We start from the raw sequence: 25,096 nt of genomic DNA, 5'->3' as shown, positions 1-25,096 counted from the left end.
TCATTGTATGACGCTATGCGTTCGATATGGCGAACAACCACTCGTGTCCTGGGGCGCGATCTTCTCCGTGACATCGGGCTGGTCTGCCTCGCCGACACCATTGTCGGCATCTCCTACGGCGCCATCGCGGTGGGCTCCGGCTTCCCGATCTGGGCGCCGATGCTGCTTTCGGTGCTGGTCTTCGCCGGTGCCTCGCAGTTCATGTTCGTCGGCATCATCGCCGCGGGCGGCAGCCCGGTCGCGGCCGTCGCGGCGGGTCTGCTGGCCAACGCGCGGCATCTGCCCTTCGGCTTCGCGATCGGCGACGTCCTCGGGAAACGGTGGTCGTCGAGGGTGGTCGGCAGCCACCTGATGATCGACGAATCCGTCGCGTTCGCGCTGGCCCAGCGCGACGAAGAGCGGCGTAAGGCCGCGTACTGGGTGTGCGGGATCGGGCTGTTCGTCTGCTGGAACGTCGGTGTCCTCGCCGGGGCCTACGCCGGGACGGCGATCAGCGACACCGACGCGTTCGGGCTCGACGCGGCCTTCCCGGCGGTCCTGCTCGCGCTGGTCCTGCCGTCGCTGCGCGACCGCGCCGCCCGGCTGCCGGTACTCGTCGGCGTCGCCGTCGCACTGGCCACGACGCCGTTCCTGCCCGCCGGGCTGCCGGTGCTGCTCGCGCTGGTCGGCGTGCTGGCCGGGGTGGCGGCCAAGGAACCCGCCGAACGCGAACCCGAGGGAGTGCACTGATGGATCCGCTGGAACTGATCATCGCCGGCGGTGTGCTCGCCGCCGGGACCTTCGCCTTCCGGTTCGCCGGACCCGTGCTGAAGGCGCGGTTCACCGTGTCGCCCAAGGCCGAGAAGCTGATGGCGCGCTCGGCCGTCGTCCTGCTGGCCGCCCTCGTCGCGGTCGCCGCGCTCACCGAGGGACACGAGTTCGCCGGTTACGCCCGGCCTGCCGGGGTGCTGGTCGGCGGCGTGCTCGCCTGGCGCAAGGCGCCGTTCGCGCTGGTCGTCGTCGCGGCGGCCGCGACCGCCGCCCTGCTGCGGCTGGCCGGGGTCCCCTGACCTGGCCCTTCCCCGAGGCGCCTAAGCTAAGGGGAAGGTCTTTCGGGAGGTCGGGTGGCGATCGCGACGGGGGCACGGCCGGTGGTCGGCGTGCTCGCACTGCAGGGCGACGTGCGGGAGCACGCCGCGATGGTGGAACGCGCGGGTGCGCGGGCGCTGCCGGTCCGTCGCGCGAGCGAACTGTCCGAAGTGGACGGTCTGGTGCTGCCGGGCGGCGAGTCGACCACCATGTCGAGGCTCCTGGAGACCTTCGAACTGCTGGAACCGCTGCGCGAGCGCATCGCGGACGGGATGCCCGCGTTCGGCTCCTGCGCCGGGATGATCCTGCTCGCCCGCCAGGCCCTCGACGGACGGCCTGACCAGCGGCAACTCGGCGGACTCGACGTCGTCGTCCGGCGCAACGCGTTCGGGCGGCAGGTGGACTCCTTCGAAGCCGACCTCGACTTCACCGGTATCGAAGGCGGCCCGGTGCACGCTGTGTTCATCCGCGCCCCGTGGGTCGAAAAGGCGGGCGACGGGGTCGAGGTACTCGCCAGTGTCCCCGAAATGCCGGGCTCCGAGGACGCGGCCGCTAGGATCGTCGCGGTCCGGCAGGGGGCGGTACTCGCCACGTCGTTCCACCCCGAACTCACCGGGGACGAACGCGTGCACAGGCTGTTCGTCGACCTCGTGCGGCAGGCTTAAGCAAAACCGACACTGTGCTCAGCGGCGGGCACAGGAGTAGATGGAGGAGAGATGAGCGGCCACTCCAAGTGGGCCACCACGAAGCACAAGAAGGCCAACCTGGACGCGAAGCGCGGCAAGCTCTTCGCCCGGTTGATCAAGAACATCGAGGTGGCGGCCCGGACCGGCGGTGGCGACCCGGACGGCAACCCGACGCTCTACGACGCCATCCAGAAGGCCAAGAAGAACTCGGTCCCGCAGGACAACATCGAGCGCGCCCGCAAACGCGGCGCCGGTGAAGAGGCCGGTGGCGCCGACTGGCAGACCATCACCTACGAAGGCTACGGCCCGAACGGTGTGGCCGTGCTGATCGAATGCCTCACCGACAACAAGAACCGCGCCGCCATGGAGGTGCGCACCGCGCTCACCCGGAACAACGGCTCGCTCGCCGACCCGGGCTCGGTCGCCTACATGTTCAACCGCAAGGGCGTCGTGATCATGCCCAAGGGTGACGCCGGTGAGGACGACGTCCTCATGGCCGTCCTCGACGCGGGCGCCGAAGAGGTCAACGACCTCGACGAGAACTTCGAGATCGTTTCGGAGGCCACCGACCTCGTCCCGGTCCGGAAAGCCTTGCAGGAAGCCGGTTTCGAGTACGAGTCCGCGGATCTCACGTTCCTGCCGTCGGTCAGCGTCCCGCTGGACGTCGAAGGCGCGAAGAAGGTCTTCAAGCTCATCGACGCGCTCGAGGATTGCGACGACGTGCAGAACGTGTACGCGAACTTCGACGTCTCGGACGAGGTCATGGCCGAGGTCGGCTGATCGATTTTCCCGTCATGCCGCGGAAAATCGGTCCCGGGACTAGGTGCGGGCGCTCGCGTGGGGCACAATGTCGCGCGTGACGACCTCCGAAGCCGATGCCCTCACCGCCGAAGAAACCGAACTCATCCAGTGGATCGAGGCGCAGGCGAAGGCGAGAGGGAACGCGGTCATCGCGGTCGAAGGCGACGAGGAGGAAGCGAACTTCTGCTTCACCGCGTGCGCCTGGGCGTTGCACAACGTCGCGGAAGCGGTCGTGATCGGACTGCCCGAGCACATGGGGCCGGTCCTTCTCGACGCCTACGTCGACCGTGCGGCCGCCGGGGAGATCTTCGAGGTCGGCAAGCGCTACGACGATTTCTTCGAGGGCGCGCCGGTGGTCTTCGAACGGGTCGCGAAGGGGCACTATCCCGAGTACTTCGGGAGCGCGTTCCTGATCTACCCGGACGGGGACTTCCCGGCGCTGCAGTTGATCGTCGCCACGCCGGACGGGCATTTTCCGTGGCATCCGGACGCGCCCGAGGGCTTCGCGCGGTATCAGCCGGTACTGACCGAATCCGGTGACCCGGAGAGCTGGACACCGGGCGTCGACGGCCCCTGAACCGCAGCCGAACGCTAGGAACGGTCCTTTCCTTGCAAATTTCGCAAGGAAAGGACCGTTCCTAGCGTTCGGGGCACCTGCGTCGACGCATTCAGAGGACTAAATGCGGGGGTCATCGGAGCCAGGGCGCCAGGTCTTCCGTCGCGTCGGGCCACTCGGCGGCCAACGCGGTCGCCGACCGGAACTCGACGCTGTCGTCCGTATAAGGCGGCACGACCACGGTCCCGACCAGGCTCCACTCACCGGTACTCACCGACGCCTGCCAGACCCCGGCGGGCACCACCACCTGCGGACGTTGGCCGGCCGCGACGTCGGGTCCCAGCACCGGCCGCGAAACCCGGCCGTCGGGGAACAACAGCAGCATCCGCACCGGCGCGCCGGCGTGGTGGGCGTAGATCTCCAGGCGGTCCAGCCGGTGCGGCGCCGAGGTTTCCGGCGGCGCGAGCAGGTAGTAGATCGCGGACGCGGTTTCGTCGCGCCAGCTCTGCGCCCAGCGGCCGCCCTCCACGGGCAACGGCTGAAGACCAAGATGGGCGGTGAACTCGTCGGGACTCGGCATGTCCTCATCTTGCCCGGACCCTGCTCCGGGTAGCCTCGGATCTCGAACTGATGTTCGCCGGAGCGGAGGAAAACGCGTGCGGGTACTCGGGGTCGACCCCGGTCTGACCAGGTGCGGGCTCGGGGTGGTCGACGGCGGCACGGGCCGCACCGTCCGCCCGGTGGCCGTCGACGTCGTGCGGACCCCGGCGGACGCCGATCTCGCCGTGCGCCTGCTGGGGATCTCCGACGCGGTCGAGCGCTGGATGGATCGCTACAAACCCGAGGCCGTCGCCGTGGAGCGGGTTTTCGCGCAGCACAACGTGCGCACCGCGATGGGCACCGCGCAGGCGGGCGGCGTCGTCGCGCTCGCCGCGGCCCGGCGCGGGCTGCCGGTCGTGTTCCACACCCCGAGCGAGGTCAAGGCCGCCGTCACCGGCTCCGGCCGGGCGGACAAGGCACAGGTCACCGGTATGGTCATGCGGCTGCTCGGCCTCGAGGTCAAACCGCATCCGGCGGACGCCGCGGACGCGCTCGCCCTCGCCATCTGCCACCTGTGGCGCGAGCCGATGCGGGTCCGGCTCGCCGAAGCCGAGGCCAGGGCGGCCGAGATCGCCAAGAACCACAAGGCCAGGCTCGCCGCCGCGGCCAAAGAAGCGAAAGCGCAAGGAGCGGCTCGATGATCTCCTCGGTACGCGGTGAAATCCTCTCCATCGGTCTCGACCACGTCGTGATCGAGGTCGGGGGAGTGGGCTTCGCCGTGCAGGCCACCCCCGCCACCCTCGCGACGCTTCGCCGCGGAGAGCAGGCGATGCTGCACACCGCGCTCGTGGTCCGTGAGGATTCCTTGACGCTGTTCGGTTTCGCCGACGCGGACGCCCGCGAACTGTTCGGTCTGCTGCAGACGGTCTCCGGGATCGGACCGCGGCTCGCGCTGGCGACCCTCGCCGTCCTCGATCCCGACAAGCTGCGCTCCGCGCTGGTCGAAGGCAACATCACCGTGCTCACCCAGGTGCCCGGCATCGGCCGCAAGGGCGCCGAGCGGCTCACGCTCGAACTGCGCGACAAGGTCACCGCGCTCGCGGGCCCGACCGACGGTTCGCCGTCGGTCGTCGCGCCCGGCGCGCTGCGGGGTGAGGTCGTCGAGGCGCTCGCGGGCCTCGGCTTCCCGGCCAAACAGGCCGAACAGGCCGTCGACAAGGTGCTCGGCGAGGGCGACGGCCACACGACGTCGTCCGTGCTGCGCGCCGCGTTGGCCACCCTCGGGCGTAAGCGGTAACCGGCCACATGGACTATGAGGCCGTGACGGAGTTCGAAACCGACGAGACGCTCTCGGCGCTGCCGCAGACGGGCGAACGCGAGGTCGAGACCACGCTGCGCCCGCGCAAGCTCGACGAGTTCGTCGGCCAGCCGCGGGTGCGTGAACAGCTCGAACTCGTCCTGGAAAGCGCGCGGCGCCGGGGTGTCCCGCCGGACCACGTCCTGCTCTCGGGCCCGCCGGGACTGGGCAAGACGAGTATGGCGATGATCGTCGCCGCCGAACTCAACGCCGCCATCCGCATCACCTCCGGGCCCGCGCTGGAACGCGCGGGCGATCTGGCCGCGATGCTGTCCAACCTGGCGCCCGGCGACGTCCTGTTCATCGACGAGATCCACCGCATCGCCCGCCCCGCCGAGGAGATGCTGTACCTCGCGATGGAGGACTTCCGCGTCGACGTCGTCGTCGGCAAGGGTCCCGGCGCCACCAGCATCCCGCTGGAGATCGCGCCGTTCACGCTGGTCGGGGCCACGACGCGGTCCGGTTCGCTGACCGGTCCGCTGCGCGACCGGTTCGGCTTCACCGGCCAGATGGAGTTCTACAGCGACGCCGAACTGGAACTCGTCGCCCGCCGCGCCGCCACGATCCTCGACATCGAGATCGACCGGGACGGCTGCGCGGAGATCGCCCGCCGGTCCCGCGGCACACCCCGGATCGCGAACCGGCTGCTGCGCCGGGTGCGCGACTACGCCGAGGTCCGGGCGGACGGCAAGGTCACGCGCAAGATCGCGCGTGCCGCGCTGGAGGTCTACGACGTCGACGAACTCGGCCTCGACCGGCTCGACCGCGCGGTGCTGACCGCGCTGGTCCGCTCCTTCGGCGGCGGCCCGGTCGGCGTGTCGACGCTGGCCGTCGCGGTGGGGGAAGAACCGACCACCGTCGAAGAGGTGTGTGAGCCTTACCTGGTCCGCGCCGGTATGCTCGCCCGCACTCCTCGCGGCCGGGTCGCCACAGCGGCCGCGTGGGAACACCTCGGCCTGCCGGCCCCGGCCGGTGCCACGCGCGGCGATCAGGGCGGCCCGAACCTGTTCGACCAGGACTGAACGGACCGTTCACGCGGTTCGAGGCCCGTGGTGACGACGGGTGGTGGTGGAGTTTCCGCTGGCACCTGGCACACTCGGGGAGAGCACACCCCGCCAAACCGGACAAAACAGCGCACCGCGCGGCGTCCGCTCGAAATGGAGAATCATGAACCAGTTATTGCTGCCGCTGCTCCTGATGCTCGTTGTGGCGATTCCGCTCGTCATGGGCACCCGTAAGCAGAAGAAGGCGGCGGCAGCGCAGCAGGAGCTGCTCTCGAGCCTGGCTCCCGGTGACCGGGTGATGACCACCTCCGGTCTCTACGCGACTGTCGCCGACGCTTCCGCCGACACCACGATCGACCTCGAGATCGCCGAGGGCGTCGTGACCACCTGGCTGCGCCAGGCCGTCCGCGAGAAGGTCGAGCCGGTCGTCGAGACGGACGAAGACGCCACTGACACCGACGAGGTCGTCGAGGCGCCGGTCGTCGAGTCGAAGGACGACGAGCGCGTCGAGGAGAAGTCGGGCGCGCAGATCGCTCCTCCGCTGGAGCACGGCAAGAAGTAGCGGTTGTAAGGCCATCCCCGACACCAGACTTTCGTAGGTGCGGGGCCAACGCCGGGCTCACGCAGCACCGAGTAGTGTCTCGGTGCTGCGTGCGTGTCCGTCGTCATAGTCGTGCTCGTTCGCGGTACCGCCGGGCTCCCGTCCGGATGAGTGAACAGCCAAGTCCATTGGGGAAAAACCCAGTCCGTCCGAGGAGACCGAAGCACAGTGGCCGCACCGGCCGGGCATCTCCGCCCGGGACGCTATCTCGCCTTCTTCGCCCTGATCGTGGTCGCGCTGTACGCCCTGGTGTTCTTCACCGGTAGCGGCAAGCCGACGCCGAAACTCGGCATCGATCTGCAAGGCGGCACGAGGGTCACCCTGTCCGCCCGAAACCCCGACGGCGGCGACCCTCCGCGAGAGTCCCTCGAACAGGCCCGCTCGATCATCGAGCGCCGGGTCAACGGTATCGGCGTCAGCGGTACCGAGGTCGTCCTCGACGGCAGCAACGTCGTCATCACCGTCCCCGGTGAACAGGGAGACCAGGCCAAGACCCTGGGCAAGACCGCGAAGCTGGGCTTCCGGAAGGTCGTGACGTCGCAGCCGGTGACCCCGGTCCAGCAGCCGACGGCCCCGCCCGCCTCCGGCACGCCGTCTTCGGCGCCGCCGTCCTCGCCGGGTGTGAGCGCCCCGCCGACCAGCCCGGCCAACGGTGGCGGTGGCGCCGCCGGCGCGCCGCAGCAGCAGCCGGGCGCGGACTCCGACGAGCAGACGAAGAAGGAGATCGAGAACGCCCGGAACCTCCGGCAGAACCCCGATCTTCTTTCGACGGACCAGGCGAAGCAGGCCGCGGCCGCCGAGAAGGCCTTCGCGGCCCTCAACTGCGACCCCAAGGTGTCGGACCCGCTGGTCGGCAACGACCTCACCGACAAGCCGCTGGTCGCCTGCGGTGACAAGAACACCATGAAGTACCTGCTGGAGCCGGAGTTCCTCCCCGGGACGGAGATCTCCGACGCCTCCTCGGGTTACGACACGCAGAACTCGCAGTGGGTCGTCAACCTGAACTTCAAGGGTGAGGGTTCCCGGATCTGGGGCGACTTCACCTCTAAGAACGTCCAGAAGCAGGCGGCGTTCGTTCTCGACACGCAGGTCGTCTCCGCGCCGACCATCCAGTCCGCGATCCTGGGCGGTCAGACCCAGATCACCGGCCGGTTCAGCCAGTCCGAGGCGAAGGACCTGGCGGACGTGCTGAAGTACGGCTCGCTGCCGCTGTCGTTCGAGTCCTCGGACGCGACGACGGTGTCCGCGACGCTGGGTCTCGCGTCGCTGCAGGCGGGCCTGATCGCCGGTGGTCTCGGCCTCCTGATCGTGTTCATCTACTGCTTGTTCTATTACCGGTTGCTCGGCGTGCTGACGATCTTGTCGCTCGCCTTGTCGTTCTCACTGGTCTACGCGGTACTGGTGCTGCTGGGGCGGTGGATCGGGTACACCCTCGACCTCGCCGGCGTGGCGGGCCTGATCATCGCGATCGGTATCACCGCCGACTCGTTCGTCATCTACTTCGAACGGTTGAAGGACGAGATCCGGGAAGGCAGGACGTTCCGCTCCGCGGTGCCGCGAGGCTGGTCTCGTGCCCAGCGCACGATTCTGGCGTCGGACGCGGTCAGCTTCCTCGCCGCGGCCATCCTGTACTGGCTGGCCGTCGGTGAGGTCAAGGGCTTCGCGTTCACGCTCGGCATGTCGACGGTCCTCGACCTCGTCGTGGTCTATCTCGTGACCCACCCGCTGGTCGCGATGGTCTCGCGCTCGAAGTCGAAGTTCCTGTCCAACCCCAAGAACCTCGGCCTCGGTGCCGTCCAGCAGGTGGGCTCGGAGCGCAAGGCGGCCCGTCCGGCCGCCGGCCGCCCGAACGTCAAGGAGGCGTGACCGTGGTCGACGAAAACACCACCACCGCGGGCAAGCGCGACAGCATCTTCCGCCGCCTCTACGTGGGCACGGGCGCGTTCGACGTGGTCGGCAAGCGCAAGCGCTGGTACATCTTCTTCGGCGCGCTGGTGCTGGTCTGCATCGCGTCGATGGGGATCAAGGGCTTCAACTTCGGGATCGACTTCGAAGGCGGCACCCAGATCCAGCTGCCCGCCAACGGCAAGAACGGGCAGATCAGCGAGCAGCAGGCCAAGGACGTCTTCTCCGAGGCGCTCGGCCGTCCCGCCGACGAGGCGCAGAAGGTCGGCAGCGGCGCTTCGTCGACCATCCAGCTCCGTTCGGACACCCTGGACGCCGCCGAGGTCGCCAAGATCAAGGAAGCGCTGTTCCGCGACCTCGGCCCCATCGGGTCCAACGGGCAGCCGAGTGTCCAGGCCATCAGTGACAGCGCGGTCAGCGCGTCCTGGGGCGGGGAGATCTCGCGGCAGGCGTTGATCGCGCTCGGGGTGTTCCTCCTGGCGGTCACGCTGTTCCTGGCGTTGTACTTCGACACCAGGATGGCCGCCGCGGCGCTGATCTCACTCCTGCACGACATCGTGGTGACGGCGGGTGTGTACTCGCTGATCGGCTTCGAGGTCACGCCGGCGACGGTGATCGGTCTGCTGACGATCCTCGGGTTCTCGCTGTACGACACGGTGGTGGTGTTCGACAAGGTCCGCGAGAACACGCGTGGCCTGCTCGGGCTCACCCGCCGCACCTTCGGCGAGGCCGCCAACCTGGCGCTGAACCAGACGCTGATGCGGTCGTTCAACACGGCGCTGATCGCGATGCTGCCGATTCTCGGTCTGCTCGTCGTCGGGTACATCCTGCTCGGTTCGGGCACGCTGCAGGACCTCGCGCTGGTGCAGCTCACCGGCACCCTGGTCGGCGTGCTGTCCTCGGTCGCGCTGGCCACCCCGCTGCTGGTGGACCTGAAGATGCGTGACCCGAAGTTCCGTCAGCAGGCCGACCGGGTCGCCGCGCGGCGCGCGAACCAGGCTCGCACGGCCGCCGAGCGCGACGACGACTTCGACCCGAACGACGAGGACGCGCTGGCCGCCGAGCTCCGCAAGGAGAAGGCGTACGCCGCGGCGGCGAGTGTTCCCGCGCGGAACCAGAAGGCCCACAAGGGCCGTCCGTCGGGTAAGCGCAAGAGGTAATCCCGGCCGTCGAACGCTAGGAAAGGTCCTTTCATTGCAAAATTTGCAATGAAAGGACCTTTCCTAGCGTTCAGGGACCCGGAAGCACGACTGGAGAGCAGGAAGTACATGGAGCTGGCCAAGGCACTCGACCTCATCGCCGACGTACCGGACTTCCCGGAACCCGGCGTGCTGTTCCGGGACCTGAGTCCGCTGTTCGCCGACGCGGCGGGTTTCAAGGCCGTCACCGACGGACTGGCCGCCACCGTCGACCCCGAGGTCGATCTGCTGGCCGGGGTGGAGGCGCGCGGATTCCTGCTGGCCGCCGCCGTCGGCTACGCCCGCGGCCTCGGTGTCGCGCTGATCCGCAAGCCGGGCAAGCTGCCCCGCGTCGCGGGCAGGGTCGGTTACACGCTGGAGTACGGCACCGCGACCGTCGAACTGCCCGAAGGCGTCGTCGAGCCCGGCCAGCGTGTCGCGATCCTCGACGACGTGCTCGCCACCGGTGGCACGGTCGCGGCGACCTGCAAACTGCTGGAAGACGCGAAGGCGCAGGTCACGGGCGTTTCGGTGGTCATGGAACTCGGCGCGCTCGGCGGTCGTTCCGTGCTCGAGGGGCGTCGTGTGGAGGCCCTCCGGGTGTGTTGACCGGGCGCACCAAGTGAGCCGCGAGGGGGAGCGGTTACCCTTGATGTCCGAAGGCCGCACGAAGCGCAGGAGGTGCGGGTGAGCCAAGAGCTCGATGCCGCGGTGTCCTCGAAGGACGGCACCGAGCAGAACGGTGCGGCGCGACAGGGGGCGGCGCCGACACCGTCCGCGACGCGCCGCGTGCGCGCCCGTCTCGCCCGCCGCATCACCGCGCAGCGCGCCGCGCCGGTCAAGCAGGTTCTCGAACCGCTCGCCGTCATCCACCGCGAGCTGCATCCCAACGCGGACCTCGCGCAGCTCCAGCGCGCGTACGACGTCGCCGAAGAGCTGCACCGCGAGCAGCGGCGCAAATCCGGCGACCCGTACATCACGCATCCGCTCGCCGTCGCGACCATCCTCGCCGAACTCGGCATGGACACCACGACGCTGGTCGCGGCGCTGCTGCACGACACCGTCGAAGACACCGGCTATTCGCTGGAGAGCCTGAAGGCCGACTTCGGTGAGAAGGTCGGCGAGCTCGTCGACGGCGTCACCAAACTGGACAAGGTCAAACTCGGCACGGCCGCCGAGGCCGAGACCATCCGCAAGATGGTCATCGCGATGGCGCGCGACCCGCGGGTGCTGGTCATCAAGCTGGCCGACCGGCTGCACAACATGCGCACGATGCGCTTCCTGCCGCCGGAGAAGCAGGCCCGCAAGGCGCGCGAGACCCTGGAGGTCCTCGCCCCGCTGGCGCACCGGCTCGGCATGGCGACGGTCAAATGGGAGCTGGAGGACCTGGCCTTCGCCATCCTGCAGCCGAAGAAGTACGACGAGATCGTCCGCCTGGTCGCCGATCGCGCGCCTTCGCGCGACACGTACCTGCGGTCGGTGATCACGGATCTGACCAGTCACCTCGAAGGCTCGCGGATCACCGCCAAGGTCGAGGGCCGCCCGAAGCACTACTACTCGATCCACCAGAAGATGATCGTCCGTGGCCGCGACCTCGACGACATCCACGACCTGGTGGGCGTGCGGATCCTGGTCGAGGACGTCCGTGACTGCTACGCCGCGATGGGTGTCGTCCACGCACTGTGGCAGCCGGTCCCCGGCCGGTTCAAGGACTACATCGCGCAGCCTCGTTTCGGTGTGTACCAGTCGCTGCACACCACCGTGATCGGTCCGGACGGCAAACCGCTCGAAGTCCAGATCCGTACCTACGAGATGCACCGCACCGCCGAGTACGGCATCGCCGCGCACTGGCGGTACAAGGAGACCAAGGGCACCCACAACGGGAACGCCATGGACGTCGACGAGATGGCGTGGATGCGCCAGCTCCTCGACTGGCAGCGGGAAGCGGCGGACCCGGGCGACTTCCTGGAGTCGCTGCGCTACGAACTCGCGTCGCGCGAGATCTTCGTGTTCACGCCCAAGGGCGACGTGATCACGCTGCCGGTCGATTCGACGCCGGTGGACTTCGCCTACGCCGTGCACACCGAGGTCGGCCACCGGTGCATCGGGGCCCGTGTCAACGGCAGGCTCGTCGCGCTCGAGCGCAAGCTGGAGAACGGCGAGGTCATCGAGATCTTCACCTCGAAGGCCGAGACGGCGGGCCCGAGCCGCGACTGGCTGCAGTTCGCCGGTTCGCCCAAGGCGCGCGCGAAGATCCGGCAGTGGTTCGCCAAGGAACGCCGTGACGAGGCGATCGAGGGTGGCAAGGAGGCCATCACCAAGGAGGTCCGCAAGGTCGGCCTTCCGATCCAGCGGCTGGTCTCCGCCGAGTCGATGGGCGCGGTCGCCACCGAACTGCGGCACCCGGACATCAGCTCGCTGTACGCGGCCGTCGGCGAGGGGCACACCAGCGCGAAGCACGTCGTGCAGCGGCTGGTCGCGCTCATCGGCGGCGTCGACGAGGCGGAGGAGGAGCTCGCCGAGCGCGCGACCCCGTCCACCGTCACCCGCCGCCGCGGCTCGAACGACGTCGGCGTCGTGGTGAAGGGCGCCAGCGACATCTGGGCCAAACTCGCCCGCTGCTGCACGCCGGTGCCGGGTGACGAGATCCTCGGTTTCGTCACGCGCGGCGGTGGTGTCAGCGTCCACCGGACCGACTGCACCAACGCCGACGATCTGCGGGCCCAGCCCGAGAGGCTGGTCGAGGTCGAATGGGCGCCGTCGGCGTCTTCGGTGTTCCTCGTCGCGATCCAGGTCGAGGCGCTGGACCGGCACCGCCTGCTCTCCGATGTCACCAAGGTGCTCGCGGACGAGAAGGTCAACATCCTGTCCGCGTCGGTGACCACGTCGCGCGACCGGGTCGCGGTCAGCCGGTTCTCGTTCGAGATGGGCGACCCGAAGCACCTCGGACATGTGCTGAAGGTGGTCCGGGGTGTCGAAGGCGTTTACGACGTGTATCGGGTCACTTCGGCTTCGTGACCGCCGGTGGGGCCCGGCTAGAGTCCGAGGATGACTGACGGGTTCGAATTCACTCGCGACGGCGAGGTCGCACGGCTGACGTTCACCAGGCCGGAGAAGATGAACGCGATCACCTACGGGATGTGGTCGGCGATCCCGGACGTGGTGGCGCGGGTGGAGGCGGACCCGGCGATCAAGGTTCTCGTGCTGACCGGCGCGGGCGCGCATTTCTCGGCGGGCGCGGACATCAGCGAGTTCCGGGACCTGCGGTCGACCGCCGACGCGGCCGAGACCTACGACAAGGCCGTCGACGGTGCCGTGGCTGCGCTGACGGCGTCGCGGAAGCCGACGGTCGCGATGATCCAGGGCAACTGCATCGGCGGCGGATGCCAGATCTCGGTCGCCTGCGACTTCCGGTTCGCGGCGGAGGGCTCGCGCTTCGGTATCACGCCGGCGAAGCTCGGGATCGTCTACCACTTCGACTCGACACGGCAGCTCGTTTCACTGGTCGGCGCCGCGAACGCGAAGTACTTCCTGCTCTCGGGCGAGCTCGTCGACGCGCGGCGGGCACGGGAGATCGGGCTGCTCAACGACGTCTTCCCGGCGGACGAACTGGAAGCCTCGACGGCGAAGTTCGTCGAGACGCTGGCTTCGCGTTCGCAGGCCTCGGTGCGCGGGATGAACCGGATCATCGAGAAGATCGTGGCGGGGCAACAGGAATCCGACGCCGAAGTGGACGAGATCCGGCTCGGTGCGCTGCATGGCGAGGACTATGCCGAAGGGGTGGCGGCGTTTCTGGCGCGGCGGCCGCCGAAGTTCACTTATCGCTGAGGCTCGCGCTGCATCGCGGTGTTCCGTGTGGACAGTCGCGGTGGCACCATTCCTGCCTCGATTCCCGCCCCGGAAACCCTTGTGGTATGACACCTTCTGTGCCTCCGCAGGTCGTTCGCGTTGTTGCGCGAAAAAGTTTTTTATGGCTTGAGCCAGAGGTGTTTATGGTCGTTTCATGGAGTGGAAATTTCAATCGGCCGAAGAGCTCACGACCGCTTTGCGTGCCGGTGAGGTGACGTCGGCGGAGCTGACCGACGAGGCGATCGCCCGGATCGAACAGGACGACAAGGCGATCAACGCGATCTGCGTGCCGGACTTCGACCGGGCGCGGGCCGCCGCGCGTGATGCCGACCAGGCGCGCGCCCGCGGCGAGGACCGGCCGCTGCTCGGGATCCCGGTGACGGTCAAAGAGTCCTTCAACATGACCGGCCTGCCCACGACCTGGGGAATGCCGCAACACCAGGACTTCATGCCCGCCGAGGACGCGGTGCAGGTGTCGAGGCTCAAGGCCGCCGGGGCGGTGGTGCTCGGGAAGACCAACGTGCCGTTGGGGCTGCAGGACATCCAGACGTTCAACGAGTTCTACGGCACCACGAACAACCCGTGGGATCACGATCGCACCTCGGGCGGGTCGTCCGGCGGGTCGGCGGCGGCGCTGGCGTCCGGCTTCGGTGCGCTGTCCATCGGCTCCGACCTCGCCGGCTCGTTGCGCACCCCCGCGCATTTCTGCGGGATCTACGCGCACAAGCCGACGGTCGGGCTCGCGGCGACCCGCGGCATGGTCCCGCCGCCGGCGCCCGCCTTGCCGGTCGACCTCGACCTGGCCGTCGCCGGACCGATGGCGCGTACCGCCCGCGACCTCACGCTCCTACTCGACGTCATGGCCGGACCGGACCCGTTGACACACGGGATGGCGTACGAGGTGAAGCTGCCGCCCGCGCGCCATGAGCGGCTCGCAGACTTCCGGGTCTTGGTGATCGAGGACCATCCGCTCATCCCGACCGGGGCCGCTGTGCGGGCCGGCGTGAACCGGGTCGCGGACGCGCTGGTCGACGGCGGCGCCCGCGTCGAACGGCACAGCCCGTTGTTCCCCGATCTGACCGAGTCCGCGACGCTCTACACGCAACTGCTGTTCTCGAGCACGGTCGCGCGTTTCCCCGTCGAGGCGTACGAGCAACTGCAGGCCAACGCGGCCGGGCTGAGCGCGGACGACCGGAGTCTCGACGCGGCGCGGCTACGCGCCATGGTGTTCACCCACCGCGACTGGCTGGCGGTGTACGACCACCGCGAACGGCACCGTCACGGCTGGCGGCAGCTGTTCGCCGAGTTCGACGCGGTGGTCTGCCCGATCACGCCGACCCCCGCGTTCCCGCATGATCACGATCCCGATCTGCTGGGACGCAAGCTGGACATCGACGGTGTGGGGTATCCGTACTTCGACCAGCTCGTCTGGGCGGGCGTGGCGACCATGCCCGGTCTGCCCGCCACCGCGGTGCCGACCGGCCGGTCCGCCGAGGGGCTTCCGGTGGGAGTGCAGCTCATCGGTCCGGCGTTCGAGGACCGCACCCCGCTGCGGCTGGCCGAACTGCTCGAGCAGACGCTCGGCGGCTTCCAGGCGCCGAGCTAGATCTCGTCCCAGGGATTGCTGTCGTACGCTTCGGCGAGGATCCGGCTCGTTTCCGGAGCGTACGACAGCTCGACGTCGTCCACCGACGCCACCGGCCAGCCGACCGACTCCGAATTGGTCAGGAACATGGCGTCGAACCCCGGAAGGTCTGCGGGGCGGACGTCGCGGATCTCCTGCGGGATCCCGTTCCGCTCCAAGCCGCGTCGCACGAGCTGCTGGGTGATGCCTTCGAGCACCGGGGCCTGCGGCCAGACCACCGTGCCGCCGTCGAGGAACCCGACGTTCCAGATCGACGCTTCGCTGACCCGGCCGTCGTAGTCGATGAACAACGCGTCGTCGTAGCCCGCCAGCTTCGCTTCACGCATGTGGTGGAGGAGTCCGAACGTGCCGACGTGCTTGACCTCCGGAAGCACCCGTTCGTACCGCACCGACCGCAGGCGGAGCGGCTTCATCTCGTGCTCCTGAGGCGGCCCGGTCCGGACGAGGACGTCCGGTGCCGCGGGCGTGCCGGGATCGGACCAGTCCATCGCGCGGGAGAAGATCAGCACCCGCACCGACAGCGCGTCCTCACCCTGGATCGCCTGCCGCACATACGCGCGTACCGCGTCGGTGTCGAGGTCGCTGCCGAACATGCGCCGCGTGCTCGTCACGAGGCGGCGAAGATGGACGTCCAGGCCGCGGACCTTGCCGTCGCGGACCTGCATCGCGGTGAAATGGCCGTAACCGAACGCGCCCGCCAGGTCTTCCGACCGGGCGGGCGCGCCGTTGATCTCCAGCTTCACGTCAGGCGTTGACCGTGACGCCGGTGAACTTGACCTCGGTGTTGGGCGGGCCGGTGCCGTCGCCGTTGCCCGCCTGCGCGTTCGCGCCCGCCTTGGCGACCTTGTCGAGCACCTTCAGGCCCTCGTCGGAGATGCTGCCGAAGACCGAGTAGTCCGCGGGCAGTTCGGCCTCGCCGTAGACCATGAAGAACTGGCTTCCGCCGGAGTTCGGCTGCTGCGTCTTCGCCATCGCGAGGATGCCGCGGCCGTACTTGATCTCCTTGAACGCCTCGTCCGGCATCGTGTAGCCCGGGCCGCCCATGCCGGTGGCCTCGGGGTCACCGCACTGCAGCATCTGCAGGCCGCTGGTGCCGAGCCGGTGGCACTTGGTGTCGTTGAAGTAGCCCTGCTGGGAAAGGCTGATGAAGCTCTGCACCGCGCACGGGGCGAGCGCCCGGTCCAGCGTCAGCGGGATGTCGCCCGCGGTGCTCTTCAGCACGACGTTCACCGTGCCGTTCGAAGAAACGTCCTTGCCTTCCGGCTTGTTCACCTTCTTCGAGGCCTGCTTGCTGGCGTCGTCCTTGTAGTCGCAAGCCACCGGGTTCGCCAGCGGCGTCGGCCGCTTCGGCATCGGAGCGCGCTCCGTGGGAATGGTGACCTCGGGGGTCGGAGGAGCCGAGCTCGGGGAAGCGTCGGAGGCGGCATCGTCACCACTGTTACTGCTGACGATCCACCACACCGCGCCCGCCACGATGGCGACGACGCCGACGACCGCCACCGAGCCGACGATCCTGCGCCGCTTGGCCTTCTCGGCCCGTCGCACGATCTGTCGCTCGAGCTTGCGCTTCGCGGCTTCGCGGCGCTGCTGGTTGGTCGGCACCCGCCCTCCCGGTTTCCACTCGATGTCACACGTCTGAGGTAGCGGGAGTCTATTGGCACAGCCTGTGAGGCCCCCGTACAGGGGCCGCTAGGCTTACTTGATCGTGATCAGGGCCATCCTGTCACCTGTTCGGCGGAAGATCTGAGGAGGCGTTTCGTGCTGGTTGTCGGTTTTCCGGCAGGCCCCCTCGAAGCCAACTGCTACCTGCTCGCCCCGGACGGCGGGGGCGAGTGCGTGATCGTCGATCCCGGCGAGGAAGCCGCCGAGCCGCTGGAGGCCGCGCTCACCGAGCACGGTCTGACGCCGGTCGCGATGCTCGCCACCCACGGCCACCCCGATCACGTCGCTTCGGCGGGCGAGGTCGGCGCGCGCCACGGGATACCTCTCTATCTGCACGAGGCGGACCGGCCACTGCTCGGCCAGGACGCCGGTCAACGGAAGGACGGCATCGTGCCACTCGTCGATGGCCCGCTGCGGCTGGCCGGGCTGGAGATCACGGTGTCCGGCACACCGGGTCACACCGCCGGTTCGGTGGTCTTCGGGCTGACCGCGGCCGAAGGCGGGCGGATCGTGCTCACCGGGGACAGCCTGTTCGCCGGTTCGATCGGCCGGTCTTCCGGTGACGGCGGTGAGCTCGTGCGTTCCCTCGGCGCCAAGGTGATGACGCTGCCCGACGACACCGTCGTCCTTCCGGGCCACGGTCCGGCCACCACGATCGGCCGCGAGCGGGCCGGGAACCCGTTCCTGGCCGGGGCGGGCGCGTGATGACCGAGCCCACCGGGACCCCGGAGACCCCCGAACGTCTCCCGCTGTTCCACGACGACCCCAAGCTCCGCCGCAAGCGCGGCTGCTCCAGCGTCGCCGGTGTCGTGATCTTCGCGGCCGCGTTCGGCGGGATCGCCGGGCTGATCGGCGGTGAGATCGCCGGGCTCGTGGTCGCCGGGGTGATCGCGCTGCCGCTGCTGTACGTCATGTTCTACAACCTGCGCCGCCGGGTGTGGCTCGAAGGCGACACGCTCATCGTGCGGACGTGGGGCGTGCGGCGGATCGAGCTGACCGCGGCCGAGCGCATCGACCTCGTGATCAGCGACGTGCGCGGGACCCGGACGGTCAGCCTGCTGGTGAACGCGGGCAAGCGCCGCAAGGTCGCGAAGGTCGATCTGGCCGTCTACTCGGGCGCGGGTGGCAGGGAACTGGGCATCCTGCAGCTGCGCAAACTGGCGAACGCCCTGCTGAACAACACCGACGCGAACGGTCTCGTGTTCTCGGAACTGCTGGTGGCGCAACTGAAATCGGAGGCGCGCGGCGACGCGGCGGCGGAGCGGCCGCTCTACCGGCTGGCCTCGGCGGCGCCCGCGGGGAAGTACATCCAGCGGTTCACGATGGAGGCGGTCAGCCGTTTCGTGGCGACCCTGGACTGAGCCGGGCGAGAGCGCGCCGTGTGTCATGAAAGGGCCGTTCAGGACATTTTCCGTCCTGAACGGCCCTTTCATGACACACGATCCGGCCGGGTGCCCGAGGTCTCCAGTTTCTCCAGCCGGGCCTTGATCTCCTCCAGCTGGTAGACGATCTCCGGCAACTCGCCCGCGGCGAACGTCGCCAGCCGCTCCGAGTGCTTGAGCGTCGCCCGGACGTCGTCGAGCGCGGCGGCGATCTTGGGGACCGCCTCGACGGCTTCGAGCGTCGAGACGAGCACACGCCGCGCGACCGCGGTCAGTTGTCTCGGGACGGCGAACACGGCGAACATGGCCCCTCCGAACCTCGGGTGCGGCCTCTTCGTACCCGACTCCGGCCCGTGATCGCGTGGTGGGCGCGCGCTTTGGGGCGCTTGTTGCTACAGGGACTCTTGGGGCTCCCGCGAGGCGATCAGCGCGGCCAGGACGGTGGTGACCGGGACCGCCGCGACGATGCCGACGCTTCCGGCCAGCGTCCGCACGATCTCCTGGGCGATGTTCTCCGCGCCGAGGATCGAGCCGAGCCCGACCCCGGAGAGCGACGTGTACAGCAGCACCGGCAGCGCGGCGCCCGCGTACGCCATCACGAGCGTGTTGACCGCCGAGCCGACGTGATCGCGCCCGATTCGCAGGCCGGCGCCGTACAGCTCACGCCACCCGAGCGCCGGGTTCGCCCGCCGGAGTTCCCACACCGCGCTCGTCTGCGTCACCGTGACGTCGTCGAGCACACCGAGCGCGCCGATCACGACACCCGCCAGCAGCAGCCCCCGCGCGTCGATCCCGTGCCCGAGCGAACCGATCAGCTGGGACGTGCTGTCGTCGAGTCCGGTCAGCGACGCCGCGGCCGAGAAGATCGCCGACAGGACGCCGATCAGGACCAGGCTCACCAGGGTGCCCAGCACCGCCACCGAGGTTCTCGCGGACAGCCCGTGCGTCAGGTACAGCGCGACGAACATGATCGCGCCCGCACCCGCGATCGCCACCAGCAGCGGACTTTCGCCGGCGAGGATCGAAGGCAGCACGAAGAGCGCCAGCACCAGGAAGCTCAGCCCGAGCGCGATCAGCGCGGCGACCCCTTGCCACCGCCCGAGGACGATCACCGCGAGCGCGAACAACCCGGCGAGCAGCAGCAGCGGCGTACCACGCTGGAAGTCGACGATCTGGAAGGACGCGGGGTTCGCGACGTCGCCGCCGTTGTAGGACAGCACCACCTCGTCGCCCGCGGCGAACCGCGGCGTGCTCGGCTCGATGGGCAGCGTGAGCTTCAACGGCTTTCCGGACGCGGGACCGTCGGTCATCGTGAGCTCGCTGGTGAGGCACGGCTTCGCGTCCGGTGGCGGTTCGCCGACCTGCACCTGTCCTTCGGCGAGGCACGGTCCGGTGATCGTCCCGGTGACCGTCGCGTTCACCGGAGTCCCCTGCGGGAAGACGCTTTTCGCCGGATCCTTGCCCCACGGATAGAGGAAGACCATCCCGGCGACGGTCGCGACGGCGAGTGGGATCAGCAGCCACATCAGCAGCAGCCGGACCCGGCGCGACGCGGGCGCCGCCGGTCCGTGACCGTGCGAGTGCCCGTGGCCGACCGGCTCGGGTTCGGGCTTCGGTTCGGCGGCGCGACGTCTGCCCGGTTCCGCCGGTCGCGGCCGCTGGGCCGGTGGGCGTGGGCGCCGCGTGCCCTCGGGCGGCGGCGTCCGGCGCGGCGAACGGGACGTTCCGGGCGAACGATCGGACGGGGTGTCCGTTACCCGGCGAATCGGGCCGGTGTCGTCGTCGGAGATGTCGCGGCGGTTCACCCGCACATCCTCCACAGTGCGCGCCAGGTGCCGCACTCGGCCTAGCCGAATGCCTGCCGAAGGTGGACACGGCGATACGCCGAAGGCGGGGTGTCGAAGTGGTCGAGGAAGGCTTGGCGAAGCGTCTCGGTCGAGCCGAAACCGCATCGCCTCGCGATCGAGGACAGCGGAAGTTCGGTGCCGCACAACAGTTTCGCCGCGTTCTCGGTTCTCGCGGCGCGCACGTACCTGCTGGGCGTGGTGCTCAGGTGCGCGTCGAACAACCTGGTGAGCTGCCGGGTGCTGATCCCGGCCCGCTCGGCGAGGACGGCGGTGCCGAGATCACCGGCGAGGTGTTCGGCGACGTACGCCGTGATGTCGCGGACCAGCCGGTTCTCCGGCGGCGGACCGGACAGGAACATGCTCACCTGCGCCTGGTTGCCCGGCCGTTGCAGATAGGTCACGAGCATGCGGGCGACCTCCCTGGCGACACTCGGGCCGTGATCCTCCTCGACGAACGCGAGGGTCAGGTCGATCCCGCTGGTGACCCCCGCCGCCGTGTAGACGTTGCCGTCGCGCACGTACAGCGGCACCGGGTCGACGTTCACCTGCGGATAGTTCGTCGCGAGCCGGTTCGCGAACCGCCAGTGGGTGGTGGCGCGGCGGCCGTTGAGCAGTCCGCACGCGGCGAGCACGGTGGCGCCGGTGCACACCGAGGCGACACGGCGGCTCTGCTGCGCGAGCCTGCGGACGTGGGTGACGAACCGCGCGTCCGCGGCTGCGGCCTCGTGTCCGGTGCCGCCCGCGACGATCAGCGTGTCCAGCCCGCCGGTGATCTGGTCGAGCCGATGCTGTGCCTGCAGGGTCAGCCCGGACTCGCAGCGGATGCCGCGTCCGTCGACGCTGGCGAGCATGATCTCGTACCCCGGCTTGCCGCCGAGTTTGGTCGCGGCGTCCAGTACGTCCGACGGACCGGCGATGTCGAGCAACTCGGCGTTGCTGTAGCCGACGATCAACACTCGTCTGGGTGAACCCGGCATGATCGAACGCTACCAGTAGTGCCCGGCCGTCGGACGTTGTTCGCAGGAATCCGGACATCCGGGCCACCGCGGGCCCGCCGCTTCGACACCGTTGTCCCCATGACAGACGACAAGAAGACCATCGCGTTCGTGGTGTACCCGGGGATGACCCCGCTCGACATGGTCGGGCCGCTGACCGTGCTGGAGGGGATGGCGAGCACGGCGCAGGAATACCGGACGGTCGTGGTCGGCGAGACGAAGGACCCGGTCACCACCGACAACCCGTTGAAACTCGTGGCGACCCACACCTACGACGAGGTCCCGTCGCCGTACGCGCTGCTCGTGCCCGGTGGCGCCGCGCCGACGCTGAAGGCGCTCGCCGACGAGAAACTGGTGGGATATCTGCGTGGCGCCGCGGCGAACGCCGAGCTCGTGACCTCGGTGTGCACGGGATCGCTGCTGCTGGGGCAGGCCGGGCTGTTGAAGGGGCGAAAGGCCGCGACGCACTGGATGTTCCGGGAACTGCTGGGCGCGTTCGGCGCGGAACCGGTCGCGGAGCGCTGGGTCGAGGACGGGAACGTGATCACCGCCGCCGGGGTGTCGGCGGGGATCGACCTCGCGCTGCACCTGGTCGAGCGGCTCGTCGGCGCCGAGATCGCCAGGACGATCCAGTTCGTCATCGAGTACGACCCGGAGCCGCCGCAGGGGCCGCTGGACTGGTCGAAGCGTCCGTATGGGGACCTCAAGCCCTTGCTGGAGCACACGCTGAACGAGGCGCTCGCGGACGAACCCGCGTTGCGGGACAGGCTCCTCGCGCACACCGGGAAGTAAGGGGGACGGCCATCCGGGTGAGAAAGCAACATCTGGGGGACAGCACCGGGTTACATTCGGGTCATCCGTCCAGGTGATAGGTGGTTCGTGGAGTTCAAGGTGCTCGGCCCGCTCGCGGCCTCGGTCCCGCTGCCGTCGGCGGCTCAGCCCCGTCGGGTACTCGCGGTGCTCCTGACCCGGCCGAACGAGTTCGTCCACCGGGACACCCTGGTGGACGAACTCTGGCCGCAGGGACCGCCGTCGAGTGCGGCGGCGGTCGTGCAGATGGCGGTTTCCAAGCTGCGCAAGGCGTTGTCACCTGGGATACCGGTGGATGATGAACGGCAACGGCTGCGATCCGGCCGGAGCGGCTACCGGCTGACGGTGGCGGACGGCGAACTGGACGTCGCCGGTTTCTCGGAGCTGACGGCCGCGGCCGCGAGCGCGACCGGTGACGAACGCAAGGCGCTGCTCGAACGGGCGCTGGGGTTGTGGCGTGGCCGTGCTTTCGCCGACGTGCCGGTCGGTCTGCTGGTGGAGGCGCACCGGTTGTGGCTCGAAGACCGGCGTTGTTCGGTGCTGGGCAAGCTCGTGGAGCTGGAACTGGCCGCCGGTGACCACAAGTCGGTCGCGGACCGGCTCGGACCGGAGCTGGCCGCCCGGCCCGGCGACGAGCGGCTCGCCGGGTGGCTGGCCGAGGCGCTGCACGGTCTCGGGCGGCGGGACGCGGCGCTGGCCGTCCTCGACCGCTGCCGCCAGGCGCTGTGGGAACACGCCGGAGTCTCACCGGGGGACGACCTGCTCGCGGTCCACCGCCGGATTTCCGGAACCGGCTGGTCGGCGGGCGGCGCGCCGTGCCGTCTGCCTGCCGCGACGCCGGATTTCACCGGCAGGGCGGCAGAGCTGACGGAAGTCGCACGTGCGGTGCGGTCTTCGGCGCCGATCGTGCTGCACGGGGCGGCGGGAGCGGGGAAGAGCGCGCTGGCCGTCCAAGCCGCGTGGCGGGTGCGCAAGCGGTTCCCGGACGGCCAGCTCGTCGCCGATCTGCGGGAACCCGGTGACGTGCTCGCCGGGTTCCTTCGCGCGCTCGGGCTTGCGGAAACGGAACTCCCCGCGGACCGGGCCGGGCTGCTCTCGTTGTGGCAGAGCCATTCCGCCGACCGGCGGCTGTTGGTGATCCTCGAGAACGCCCGGTCCGAAGCCGAGGTGCGGCCGTTGCTGCCGAGTGGTCCCGGCTGCGCGACGATCGTCACGACACGGCGGCGGCTGGCCGGTCTCGCCGGCGCCAGGCCGGTCGAGGTCGGGGCGATGTCCTACGAGGACGCGCGGATGCTGCTCGGCGAGATCGCCGGTGAGGCCCGGACGGCCGCCGAACCCGACGCCGTCCGCCGGGTGCTGGCCTGTTGTGACGGTCTTCCACTGGCGGTGCGGGCGGCGGGGACGAAACTGCTGCAGCGGCCTCGGCTGAGTATCGCCGAGTTCGCGACCCGCCTGGAGAACGAGCGGCTGCGTCTCGACGAACTCGCCGCCGGTGACCTGGCCGTCCGCCCGGTGCTCGCCGAAGCGCTCGCCGAGCTGTCGGCGCGCCAACGGAATTGCCTGCGCCTGCTCGGTTTTCCGGGTGCGACCGAGATCGCCGACTGGTTCGCGACGGCCATGCTGGGCCGTCCGTCGCGCGAGGCGGCGGAACTGCTCGACGGACTCGTGGACGACCACCTGCTCCATGCCGAACCGGATCAGGCGGGGTTCCTCCGGTACCGGCTGCCGGGGCTGACCCGGCTCGCGCTCCGGGAACCGCCGGATCCCGGAGCCCTCAAACGCGGGCTGACGGTGATGGCGGCGGTGGCCGAACACGCTTCCGCCGCGCTCGGCGCCGAGTACCCGCCCGCACGGCGCGCGGACGTCCCGGCCGCGGTCGCGGACCGCGTCGCGGCCGACCCGATCGGCTGGCGGGTCGCGGAAACCGCGAACCTCGCGCTCGCCGTCCGCACCGCGAAGAACCATGGCTGGACCGAGCTGGCCATGCGGTTGGCCGACGCCTACAGCGATCTCGTCGGCCCCCGGAAAGGCGGTTCCTCCGCCTGGCTCGGCTTCGGCATCGTCCGTGATCGGCTCGATGTCCCCGCGGAGGCGGAGAAGCTGCTCAAGCTTGGGCACGCCCACGCCGACGCGGGGGATCTGGCCCGGGCGAGGACCTGTTTCTCGTTGGCGGAGAACAGATTCCGCTCCGTGGGTGATCAGCCGGGCACCGGGGCGGCGCTCATCGCGCTCGCCGACGTCGACGCGGATTCCGGCCGGGCAGGCGCGGCGGTCCACGCGCTGCGGGAGGCGCTGGACCTGTTGCGGGACTGCGGTGACCTCGCCGGACAGGCGATGGCGTCGGCGCAGTTCGGCTCGCTGTGGGACGACCTCGGCGACTTCCGCCGGGCGAAGGAATGCTTCGACGCGAGCCTGCTGCTTTCGCTCCATTGCGAAGACGGGCACCAGCACGACAGGTCCGCCAAGCGGTACGCCGACGTCCTGCGACGGAACGGCCGCCTGGACGAGGCCGGCGCGCTGCTGACGAGCGCCCTGATCGGCACCCGCAGTTCGCGTGAACGTCACTGGGAGGCGCACGTCCTCCGGAGCCTCGGTGACCTCCACGCCAAAACCGGCGACGCGGGGGAGAGCGAACGATGCCTTTCGCGGTCGCTGGAGCTGTTCGAGGACGTCGGGCATCGGCACGCCGCCGCCTACACGCATCGAAGCTTCGGCGAGTCCTTGCGCCTGGCGGGTGAACACGGCCGTGCCGCCGAGCACCTGAGCCTGGCGATGAGTACTTTCCGCGAGCTCGGAGACCGCCGAGGCGGCGGATATGCCCTGCTCAGCTTCGGACGTCTACGGGCCGACGAAGGGATCGCGACCGAAGCCGCCGAAGGGCTCCGAACCGCGGCTGGCCTGTTCCGGGAACTGGGATTCCCCGTGTGGGAACTACGTGCCCTCCAGGGCCTTTCCGCCGTCGACGAGAGCGGACGCCAGCGGGATCGGGCTCGTGAAGCCTTGACGAAGATCCGCTTCGGGGTGACTCCGGCCTAGCCCGGCGGAGGGTCCACGGCCACGGCGTTTGGCGAAGTTATGGCGCCGGTGTGTTGACTGCTGCTCATGTGAGCGGACTTCGCGCCGCCCCGAATTCGCGGAACTGGGGGTGGCGGCGCGTGCTCGTGGCCGGGTGACGCCTTCAGAGGGCAGGAGGCGTCACCCGGTTCGCAA

At 69.5% G+C, this 25,096-nt stretch carries 25 protein-coding genes; 19 read left to right on the top strand and 6 right to left on the bottom strand.

What is annotated here, in order from left to right; all coding sequences use genetic code 11:
- The first annotated feature begins 15 nt into the window (after nt 1-15).
- From DMC64_RS27625 to DMC64_RS27605, 5 genes are all read left to right on the top strand, one after another.
- On the top strand, nt 16-729 hold the full coding sequence (locus DMC64_RS27625) for an AzlC family ABC transporter permease (RefSeq protein WP_037338952.1): 714 nt from the start codon (nt 16-18) through the stop codon (nt 727-729).
- Nucleotides 729-1,049 carry an AzlD domain-containing protein gene (locus DMC64_RS27620; RefSeq protein WP_007034928.1) on the top strand — a complete coding sequence of 107 codons (321 nt, stop codon included), beginning with the start codon at nt 729-731 and terminating at the stop codon, nt 1,047-1,049. Before DMC64_RS27625 ends, DMC64_RS27620 begins: the two co-directional genes overlap by 1 nt.
- A gap of 54 nt (nt 1,050-1,103) precedes the next feature.
- Complete coding sequence (gene pdxT, locus DMC64_RS27615) at nt 1,104-1,733, top strand: pyridoxal 5'-phosphate synthase glutaminase subunit PdxT (RefSeq protein WP_038512501.1); 630 nt, start codon at nt 1,104-1,106, stop codon at nt 1,731-1,733.
- 51 nt (nt 1,734-1,784) lie between these two features.
- On the top strand, nt 1,785-2,534 hold the full coding sequence (locus DMC64_RS27610) for a YebC/PmpR family DNA-binding transcriptional regulator (RefSeq protein WP_016334762.1): 750 nt from the start codon (nt 1,785-1,787) through the stop codon (nt 2,532-2,534).
- A 67-nt stretch (nt 2,535-2,601) separates the two neighbouring features.
- Complete coding sequence (locus tag DMC64_RS27605; protein WP_125735893.1) at nt 2,602-3,132, top strand: DUF4262 domain-containing protein; 531 nt, start codon at nt 2,602-2,604, stop codon at nt 3,130-3,132.
- 112 nt (nt 3,133-3,244) lie between these two features.
- Here DMC64_RS27605 and DMC64_RS27600 read toward each other — a convergent pair whose 3' ends face one another.
- A complete protein-coding gene (locus tag DMC64_RS27600; protein WP_125735892.1) occupies nt 3,245-3,691 on the bottom strand; it encodes a cupin domain-containing protein in 447 nt (148 codons plus the stop codon).
- Nucleotides 3,692-3,767: 76 nt separating this feature from the next.
- Here DMC64_RS27600 and ruvC point away from each other — a divergent pair, with 76 nt between their 5' ends.
- From ruvC to DMC64_RS27550, 10 genes are all read left to right on the top strand, one after another.
- Nucleotides 3,768-4,352: a crossover junction endodeoxyribonuclease RuvC gene (gene ruvC / locus DMC64_RS27595; RefSeq protein WP_125735891.1), complete on the top strand. Its 585-nt coding sequence runs from the start codon at nt 3,768-3,770 to the stop codon at nt 4,350-4,352.
- A complete protein-coding gene (gene ruvA / locus DMC64_RS27590) occupies nt 4,349-4,948 on the top strand; it encodes a Holliday junction branch migration protein RuvA (protein ID WP_037338940.1) in 600 nt (199 codons plus the stop codon). Before ruvC ends, ruvA begins: the two co-directional genes overlap by 4 nt.
- 8 nt (nt 4,949-4,956) lie before the next feature.
- A complete protein-coding gene (gene ruvB, locus DMC64_RS27585) occupies nt 4,957-6,030 on the top strand; it encodes a Holliday junction branch migration DNA helicase RuvB (RefSeq protein ID WP_037338937.1) in 1,074 nt (357 codons plus the stop codon).
- Between the two features lie 145 nt (nt 6,031-6,175).
- The gene (gene yajC, locus DMC64_RS27580) at nt 6,176-6,574 is read left to right on the top strand and encodes a preprotein translocase subunit YajC (RefSeq protein ID WP_125735890.1); all 399 of its coding nucleotides are present in this window, start codon (nt 6,176-6,178) and stop codon (nt 6,572-6,574) included.
- Nucleotides 6,575-6,781: 207 nt separating this feature from the next.
- Nucleotides 6,782-8,479 carry a protein translocase subunit SecD gene (gene secD / locus DMC64_RS27575; protein ID WP_199755114.1) on the top strand — a complete coding sequence of 566 codons (1,698 nt, stop codon included), beginning with the start codon at nt 6,782-6,784 and terminating at the stop codon, nt 8,477-8,479.
- The gene (secF, locus tag DMC64_RS27570) at nt 8,476-9,678 is read left to right on the top strand and encodes a protein translocase subunit SecF (protein ID WP_125735889.1); all 1,203 of its coding nucleotides are present in this window, start codon (nt 8,476-8,478) and stop codon (nt 9,676-9,678) included. Before secD ends, secF begins: the two co-directional genes overlap by 4 nt.
- A gap of 108 nt (nt 9,679-9,786) precedes the next feature.
- Entirely contained in the window at nt 9,787-10,305 is a 519-nt protein-coding gene (locus DMC64_RS27565; RefSeq protein ID WP_125735888.1) for an adenine phosphoribosyltransferase, read from the top strand.
- Nucleotides 10,306-10,383: 78 nt separating this feature from the next.
- Complete coding sequence (locus DMC64_RS27560) at nt 10,384-12,714, top strand: bifunctional (p)ppGpp synthetase/guanosine-3',5'-bis(diphosphate) 3'-pyrophosphohydrolase (RefSeq protein WP_037338923.1); 2,331 nt, start codon at nt 10,384-10,386, stop codon at nt 12,712-12,714.
- A 30-nt stretch (nt 12,715-12,744) separates the two neighbouring features.
- A complete protein-coding gene (locus DMC64_RS27555; protein WP_037338920.1) occupies nt 12,745-13,524 on the top strand; it encodes an enoyl-CoA hydratase/isomerase family protein in 780 nt (259 codons plus the stop codon).
- A gap of 175 nt (nt 13,525-13,699) precedes the next feature.
- Nucleotides 13,700-15,151 carry an amidase gene (locus DMC64_RS27550; RefSeq protein ID WP_125735887.1) on the top strand — a complete coding sequence of 484 codons (1,452 nt, stop codon included), beginning with the start codon at nt 13,700-13,702 and terminating at the stop codon, nt 15,149-15,151.
- On the opposite strand, the gene DMC64_RS27545 is transcribed toward DMC64_RS27550, so the two are convergent.
- Together DMC64_RS27545 and DMC64_RS27540 are read right to left on the bottom strand one after the other, a co-directional pair.
- On the bottom strand, nt 15,148-15,933 hold the full coding sequence (locus tag DMC64_RS27545) for an aminotransferase class IV family protein (protein ID WP_125735886.1): 786 nt from the start codon (nt 15,931-15,933) through the stop codon (nt 15,148-15,150). The genes DMC64_RS27550 and DMC64_RS27545 overlap by 4 nt on opposite strands.
- A gap of 1 nt (nt 15,934) precedes the next feature.
- On the bottom strand, nt 15,935-16,792 hold the full coding sequence (locus DMC64_RS27540) for a peptidylprolyl isomerase (RefSeq protein ID WP_125735885.1): 858 nt from the start codon (nt 16,790-16,792) through the stop codon (nt 15,935-15,937).
- 156 nt (nt 16,793-16,948) lie between these two features.
- Here DMC64_RS27540 and DMC64_RS27535 point away from each other — a divergent pair, with 156 nt between their 5' ends.
- On the top strand, nt 16,949-17,557 hold the full coding sequence (locus DMC64_RS27535; RefSeq protein ID WP_125735884.1) for an MBL fold metallo-hydrolase: 609 nt from the start codon (nt 16,949-16,951) through the stop codon (nt 17,555-17,557).
- A complete protein-coding gene (locus tag DMC64_RS27530) occupies nt 17,557-18,213 on the top strand; it encodes a hypothetical protein (RefSeq protein ID WP_043848156.1) in 657 nt (218 codons plus the stop codon). The genes DMC64_RS27535 and DMC64_RS27530 overlap by 1 nt, the downstream gene beginning before the upstream one ends.
- A gap of 68 nt (nt 18,214-18,281) precedes the next feature.
- Here DMC64_RS27530 and DMC64_RS27525 read toward each other — a convergent pair whose 3' ends face one another.
- From DMC64_RS27525 to DMC64_RS27515, 3 genes are all read right to left on the bottom strand, one after another.
- Nucleotides 18,282-18,539 carry a hypothetical protein gene (locus DMC64_RS27525; RefSeq protein ID WP_125735883.1) on the bottom strand — a complete coding sequence of 86 codons (258 nt, stop codon included), beginning with the start codon at nt 18,537-18,539 and terminating at the stop codon, nt 18,282-18,284.
- A gap of 87 nt (nt 18,540-18,626) precedes the next feature.
- Nucleotides 18,627-20,039 carry a YibE/F family protein gene (locus DMC64_RS27520; RefSeq protein ID WP_125735882.1) on the bottom strand — a complete coding sequence of 471 codons (1,413 nt, stop codon included), beginning with the start codon at nt 20,037-20,039 and terminating at the stop codon, nt 18,627-18,629.
- A gap of 41 nt (nt 20,040-20,080) precedes the next feature.
- Entirely contained in the window at nt 20,081-21,058 is a 978-nt protein-coding gene (locus DMC64_RS27515) for a GlxA family transcriptional regulator (RefSeq protein ID WP_037338900.1), read from the bottom strand.
- Between the two features lie 99 nt (nt 21,059-21,157).
- Here DMC64_RS27515 and DMC64_RS27510 point away from each other — a divergent pair, with 99 nt between their 5' ends.
- Nucleotides 21,158-21,868 carry a DJ-1/PfpI family protein gene (locus tag DMC64_RS27510; protein ID WP_073843713.1) on the top strand — a complete coding sequence of 237 codons (711 nt, stop codon included), beginning with the start codon at nt 21,158-21,160 and terminating at the stop codon, nt 21,866-21,868.
- Nucleotides 21,869-21,955: 87 nt separating this feature from the next.
- Nucleotides 21,956-24,922: a BTAD domain-containing putative transcriptional regulator gene (locus DMC64_RS27505; protein ID WP_125735881.1), complete on the top strand. Its 2,967-nt coding sequence runs from the start codon at nt 21,956-21,958 to the stop codon at nt 24,920-24,922.
- The last annotated feature ends 174 nt before the right edge of the window (nt 24,923-25,096 follow it).

Source organism: Amycolatopsis sp. WAC 04197 (assembly GCF_003947475.1).
Taxonomy (GTDB): Bacteria; Actinomycetota; Actinomycetes; order Mycobacteriales; family Pseudonocardiaceae; genus Amycolatopsis; species Amycolatopsis japonica.
Note: the sequence above shows the minus strand (reverse complement) of the source record. Positions and strands in the feature narration are given on the sequence as shown.